This is a genomic window from Marinomonas foliarum (genome assembly GCF_003337275.1).
Lineage (GTDB): Bacteria > Pseudomonadota > Gammaproteobacteria > Pseudomonadales > Marinomonadaceae > Marinomonas > Marinomonas foliarum.
The window spans coordinates 54,098-60,356 of sequence record NZ_QPJQ01000029.1; the positions used below are offsets into that span (position 1 = coordinate 54,098).

Sequence of the window (6,259 nt, forward strand, 5' to 3'; positions counted from 1 at the left end):
AAAAATTAACTGATCGGTCAAAAATACATGAGAAAGATCAGAAATGCCCCAAAAGGAAGCGAGGCATAAACCAAAACGGTGCACAAAGATGAAAAAGTTATCATACATATCGGATGACACAGTATCTTCAAGTCTTTTACTCATTTAATAGAATAAGGTGCCAGTACATTGAAAAAGCACAATTTGGTATCACGCCTTGAGCTCACAAACATTACCAAGCAATACCCCGGCTGCCTTGCCAACGACAACATCAGCTTAACCCTGATGCCAGGAGAAATTCATGCTCTGCTAGGAGAAAATGGTGCAGGCAAAAGCACTTTAGTAAAAACCATTTATGGTGTGGTGGCTCCAGACAAAGGAGACATTATTTGGAATGGGAAAGAAGTCTCTATCAAATCACCCTCTATTGCTCGTGATTTAGGTATTGGGATGGTGTTTCAGCATTTTTCATTATTCGAAACATTAACAGTTAGCCAAAACATTGAGTTATGTTTGAGCAAGACACAATTAAATGAAATCGGAGATTTAGCAGAAAGAATTACTCACCTCTCTGCAGAATATGGCTTAAACGTAAAGCCAAGCCGATACGTACATTCACTATCAATAGGAGAAAGACAACGTGTTGAAATAATGCGCTGCCTAGTTCAATCCGTAAAATTACTAATCTTAGACGAACCTACCTCGGTTTTAACCCCCCAAGAAGTGTCAGGGTTATTTGGCGTTCTACGTACACTTTCAAATGAAGGCTGTAGCATTTTATTTATCAGCCACAAGCTCCATGAAGTTACAGAAATTTGCCATAAAGCCACTATTCTACGAGGCGGAAAAGTGGTTGATACCTGCATTCCACAAAGAGAAACACCAGCTTCTATTGCAAAAATGATGGTAGGTGATCTTGCTGAACAAGATGCAGGGTACACAAAAAAAGAAGGCACTGTTGGCGTTTTTAACGTCGAAGACTTATCTCTTGCAGCCAAGCAGCCTTTTGGGACAACGCTTAAGAACCTCAACTTCGAACTAAAATCAGGTGAAATCCTCGGCATCGCTGGCGTTGCTGGCAACGGTCAAGACGAATTGATGGCCATTATCAGTGGTGAAGATGAACGCAGTGTAAAGAACAGCTTATCACTTGATGGTTCAGACATTAGTGATTTAAATGCTGGCGAGCGTCGAAAACTTGGTATGGCATACGTTCCAGAAGAGCGCTTAGGTCGAGGCGCTGTTCCAGACATGAGCCTAACAGAAAATACCCTTCTAACTCACAGCCAAGGCTTCATTAGAAACGGCCTAGTCGATTGGCAGAGTATAAAAGGCTACACCAGCGAGCTCATCACCAAATATAAAGTAAAATGTCACGGTGAATTCTCCGAAGCGAAAAGCTTAAGTGGCGGCAACTTGCAAAAATTCATCATGGGGCGCGAAATTGGACAGAACCCTAAAGTGCTTATTTGTGCCCACCCTACTTGGGGAGTCGATGTAGGCGCAGCACTTGCCATTCATCAAGCCCTATTAGAACTTCGTGATAAAGGCGCTGCCATTTTGCTTATTTCGGAAGACATTGATGAATTATTTTTGTTGGCCGACCGAATGGCAGCTGTTTGCGATGGCTACCTATCACCTGTTGTGAAAACTGAAACCACCAACATAGATCAAATAGGACAATGGATGGCTGGTACTTTTATAAAAAATACGTCAGCCTCTGACAAACAAGAGGCAACCGCATGATTCTTATCCAAGCTCGTACTGAGCCAAGCTCATTGATGAAAGTGGCTTCACCGCTTCTAGCTATTGCGTTAACCCTGATCTTTGGCTGCGTTCTTTTCTCAGCCATAGGAAAATCGCCGATTCAAGCATTGCATGTCTTATTAATCGCACCATTAGCGGACAGTTACAACATTGGAGAAATGTTTGTCAAAATGGGGCCTCTCCTACTCTGTGCTGTTGGCCTGTCTTTATGTTATCGAGCCAATTTATGGAACATTGGTGCTGAAGGTCAACTATTAGCAGGCGCTCTAGGTGGATCGGCAATGGCGCTTTACTTTGGCGATTCTGACTCTATTCTTGCCTTGCCAATAACCTTATTAGCCGGCATAGCATCAGGCATGATTTGGGCGGCAATTCCGACCTATTTAAAGTTACGCTTTAATTCAAACCTAATATTAACCACCATCATGTTTAACTACATCGGCCTATATCTTCTTATTTGGGCAGTACATGGACCTCTCCGTGATCCCCAAGGCTTCGGCTTTCCTGAGTCCGCAATGTTTTCCGATACCACTCTCTTACCGACACTATTTGAGAGCAGCAGAATTCACCTTGGTATAGTTTTTGCCATCATATCCGCTTTTATCGCTTGGTTTATATTAAGCAAATCCCACCTTGGCTTTCAAATACGAGTTTTTGGTTCCGATGAACCAGCAGCAAAGTACGCAGGCTTTAGTAGCAGAAAACTAAGCTGGATGGTGATGCTTTTTGCAGGTGCATTAGCAGGCTTAGCAGGTGTCAGTGAAACCACTGGCCCAATTGGGCAACTGGTTCCCAATGTATCACCCGGTTACGGCTATTCCGCCATCATTGTTGCTTACCTAGGAAGACTAAATCCTCTTGGCGCTATCTTAGCAGCAGTTTTCATGGCGGTTCTCTATATGGGAGGCGATTTAGCACAAATCGAAATGGGCATCCCCGTTGCCGTGGTGAGTATGTTCCAAGGTGTTTTATTGTTCTTCCTTTTGGCATGTGACTTTTTTATTAACAACAGACTCGCCTTTTCTAATAAAGCGACAAACTAGGAGCCTATTTTGGACTCAGATCTAATCGTACAAATATTGTTTGCCGCCGTAAAAACTGGCACTCCGTTGCTTTTTATTGCCCTAGGTGAAGTTATATGTGAAAAATCTGGCGTGTTAAACCTTGGCCAAGAAGGCATGATGTTAATGGGCGCTGTAGTAGGCTTCCTAGCGGCTTATGGCACAGGTAGTGCAGGACTTGGTGTTCTTGCTGCCATGATAATGGGGTGCATAATGAGCTTAATTTTCGCAGTACTCGTTCTGCATCTTGGCGCCAATCAAGTAGCCACAGGGCTTGCTTTAACTATTTTTGGAACCGGCTTAAGTGCTTTTATTGGATCAGGTGTTGTTGGCCAAACCATTCAAGGTTTTCAGCCTATTGCCATTCCACTGCTATCGGACATTCCCTTTCTCGGTCGCATTCTTTTTAGTCATGACATTTTGGTTTACACCTCTTTTGCTATGACCTTTATTCTGATGTTTGTGATTTACAAAACACGCATCGGACTAACCTTAACCGCCGTCGGAGAAAACCCTCACGCAGCAAACGCCATAGGCATTAAAGTGTTAAGAGTTCGCTATTTAGCCGTCATGTTTGGCGGTGTCATGGCGGGCATTTCAGGCGCCTATATGTCGCTTGTTTATACTCCTATGTGGGTAGAAAACATGACAGCGGGGCGCGGCTGGATCGCCCTTGCATTGGTCGTCTTTGCATCGTGGCGAATCGGCAGAATCATGTTAGGTGCCTACCTCTTCGGCATAGCAAGCATTATGCATTTAGTCCTTCAAGGCTTGGGCTGGTCTATTTCACCAAACCTACTTGCCATGCTGCCTTATGTCGCAACAGTCATTGTCATGGTGATTATCAGCGCAGATAAATTTAAAGAAAAATTATTGGCCCCTAGGTCATTAGGAAAAACCTTTGACCCAAGACAAATGGCCTAAACAAAAAAAGTGAATACCATAAATAAAATGCCTTCGGGCACAAAAGGAGCAAGCAATGAAACTTAAAAGTGTATTGATAGGTCTGGGACTTTTAGCGGGAGCAAGTTTTGTTCAAGCTGAGGATCCACTCAAAGTCGGTTTTGTCTATGTTGGACCCGTTGGCGACTTAGGCTGGAGCTATGAACATGACAGAGGTCGTAAAGGCATAGAAGAATATTTTGGCGATAAAGTAAAAACCACTTACGTTGAAAACGTGCCAGAAGGTGCTGATGCCGAGCGAGTAATCACCCAACTTGCTAAAGCAGGCAATGACCTTATTTTCACTACCTCTTTTGGTTTTATGAACCCAACGGTAAAAGTCGCGAAGCGCTTTCCTAAAGTAAAGTTTGAGCATGCTACTGGATACAAACTGTCTAAAAACTTAGGCACTTACGTTCTTCGCACCTACGAAGGCCGTTATATTTCAGGCGTGGCTGCAGGCATGATGACCAAAACCAATACCATTGGTTATATTGGCTCATTTCCGATCCCAGAAGTTATCCGTGACATCAACGCCGCTTACATGGGTGCAAAAAGTGTTAATCCAGATGTAAAAATGAAAATTGTTTGGGCGAATACTTGGTACGATCCAGGTAAAGAGACAGATGCTGCAAACGCACTAATGGACCAAGGTGTTGATGTAATGCTACAACACACCGACAGCCCAGCGCCGCTTATTGCTGCTGAGAAACGTGGGTTACGCGCCATTGGCCAAGCTTCTGACCAAAGTAAATTTGCGCCAAACGCACATATTTTCTCTGTTCGTGATGATTGGGCACCTTACTACATCAAACGAGTGCAAGCCGTTATGGATGGCACATGGGATTCTAAAGATTTCTGGGGCGGCTTCCAAGAAGACATGCTATCTCTAGCATCTATTAACCCAAACCTTCCAGCAGATGTTCGAGCTAAAATTGATGCAACTTATACTGCAATCAATTCTGGTGAATTCAAACCATTCACAGGGCCTATTAAAGACAACAAAGGCAATATCGCAGTTCCAGCCAACCACTCACTAACAGATCAAGAGCTTGCTCAAGTAAATTGGTATGTTGATGGCATTACTGACGAAATTCCTCGCTAAGTCCTACTATGCTTATATACAGCCAGCGCCGCTGGCTGTATATTCTGCCGTTTTTTTCCTAATCACTATTCTTAAACTCAGCCAACCATCCTTTTTCATCATCGGTTTTATCGCTATATTTAAGAATCAAAGGCAAAGCAACGAAAGGTAACCCCATGGAAACACTAATCGAACTATCAAAGAAAATGCCCAAAACAGAACTTCATCTACATATTGAAGGCACCTTTGAGCCAGAGCAGATGTTTGCCATAGCCCAACGAAATCAAGTGAAACTAAAATACAGCACAGTAGATGCTTTAAAAGCCGCTTATCAATTCACGAACTTACAAGATTTTCTCGATCTTTATTATCAAGGTATGTCTGTACTGCTCCATGAAGCCGACTTTTACGACCTTACCATGGCGTATTTGGAAAAAGTTAATAGCGAAAATGTTGTGCACGTAGAGATTTTCTTTGACCCACAAGGCCACTTATCTCGAGGGGTGGGCTTTGAGCCCCAAATCCGAGGCATCTACAACGCCCTGCAAGACGCCGAGAAAAAATGGGGAATGACCTCCAAGCTCATTATGTCTTTCCTACGCCACCTCAGTGAAGAAAGCGCCTTTGACACGCTAGAACAAGCAAAACCTTATTTAGCTTGGATTGATGGTGTTGGATTAGACAGCTCAGAAGTCGGACATCCGCCGGAAAAATTCTTACGTGTTTTTGAAGCCTGCAAAAATCTTGGCTTAAAGATCACTGCCCATGCTGGTGAAGAAGGCCCTCCAGAATATGTTTGGCAAGCTATAAACCAAATCGGCGTTGACAGAATTGATCATGGCAACAGAGCGTTAGAAGACGATAAACTTATTGATACGATAAAAGAGCGTAATTTAACTCTGACGGTTTGCCCGCTTTCTAATTTAAAGCTTTGTGTCGTCACCGACATGAAAGACCACCCGATCAAAAATATGCTGGCACTTGGTTTACATGCTACCGTCAATTCTGACGATCCAGCTTACTTTGGTGGCTACATGAACGACAACTATGCATCACTTATTAATGGCACTGGCATTAGCAAAGATGAGCTTTTTCAGTTAGCCCAAAACGGCATCACTGGAAGCTGGATGGAAGACCATGTTAAAGAACAGCACTTAAAGGGCCTTCATGCCCTTTTCGCATAAGACTGTTATTAGGTGCCTATAACACATGAAACACCGATACCCCGCAGCAAGCTGCGGGGTATCGGTGTTTCATCCGAGCAATATTAAACTTTATTCATATGCCATTCTCTCGAAGGAAGCCGTCGCAAAACGACTGCTCTCGATCTTGTAGATACCATCTCTCCTAATCAGCCTCAAGTTTTTATTTAACTAACTTGAGGCTGATATTCTGTTTGATTCTTAACAACACCAAAACATATTTG

At 43.3% G+C, this 6,259-nt stretch carries 5 protein-coding genes; all 5 read left to right on the forward strand.

Translation table 11 applies throughout. From position 1 onward, the window contains the following. The first annotated feature begins 168 nt into the window (after window positions 1-168). Window positions 169-1,725 (forward strand): ABC transporter ATP-binding protein, encoded by a 1,557-nt coding sequence (locus DFP77_RS14390; protein ID WP_114412907.1) that lies wholly within the window; start codon window positions 169-171, stop codon window positions 1,723-1,725. Continuing rightward, complete coding sequence (locus tag DFP77_RS14395) at window positions 1,722-2,789, forward strand: ABC transporter permease (protein ID WP_114412908.1); 1,068 nt, start codon at window positions 1,722-1,724, stop codon at window positions 2,787-2,789. The genes DFP77_RS14390 and DFP77_RS14395 overlap by 4 nt, the downstream gene beginning before the upstream one ends. Before the next feature lie 9 nt (window positions 2,790-2,798). Next, window positions 2,799-3,731 carry an ABC transporter permease gene (locus DFP77_RS14400; RefSeq protein ID WP_114412909.1) on the forward strand — a complete coding sequence of 311 codons (933 nt, stop codon included), beginning with the start codon at window positions 2,799-2,801 and terminating at the stop codon, window positions 3,729-3,731. A gap of 55 nt (window positions 3,732-3,786) precedes the next feature. Continuing rightward, window positions 3,787-4,854, forward strand: coding sequence for a BMP family ABC transporter substrate-binding protein (locus DFP77_RS14405; RefSeq protein ID WP_114412910.1), 1,068 nt, complete (start codon window positions 3,787-3,789; stop codon window positions 4,852-4,854). A 155-nt stretch (window positions 4,855-5,009) separates the two neighbouring features. Then, window positions 5,010-6,017 carry an adenosine deaminase gene (locus DFP77_RS14410; protein WP_114412911.1) on the forward strand — a complete coding sequence of 336 codons (1,008 nt, stop codon included), beginning with the start codon at window positions 5,010-5,012 and terminating at the stop codon, window positions 6,015-6,017. Window positions 6,018-6,259: the final 242 nt, after the last annotated feature.

What these genes read in the sequence shown, in the direction of transcription:
- DFP77_RS14395 (WP_114412908.1), top strand. Translation starts at nt 1,722, where the DNA reads ATGATTCTTATCCAAGCTCGTACTGAGCCAAGCTCATTGATGAAAGTG.
- DFP77_RS14405 (WP_114412910.1), top strand. Translation starts at nt 3,787, where the DNA reads ATGAAACTTAAAAGTGTATTGATAGGTCTGGGACTTTTAGCGGGAGCA.
- DFP77_RS14410 (WP_114412911.1), top strand. Translation starts at nt 5,010, where the DNA reads ATGGAAACACTAATCGAACTATCAAAGAAAATGCCCAAAACAGAACTT.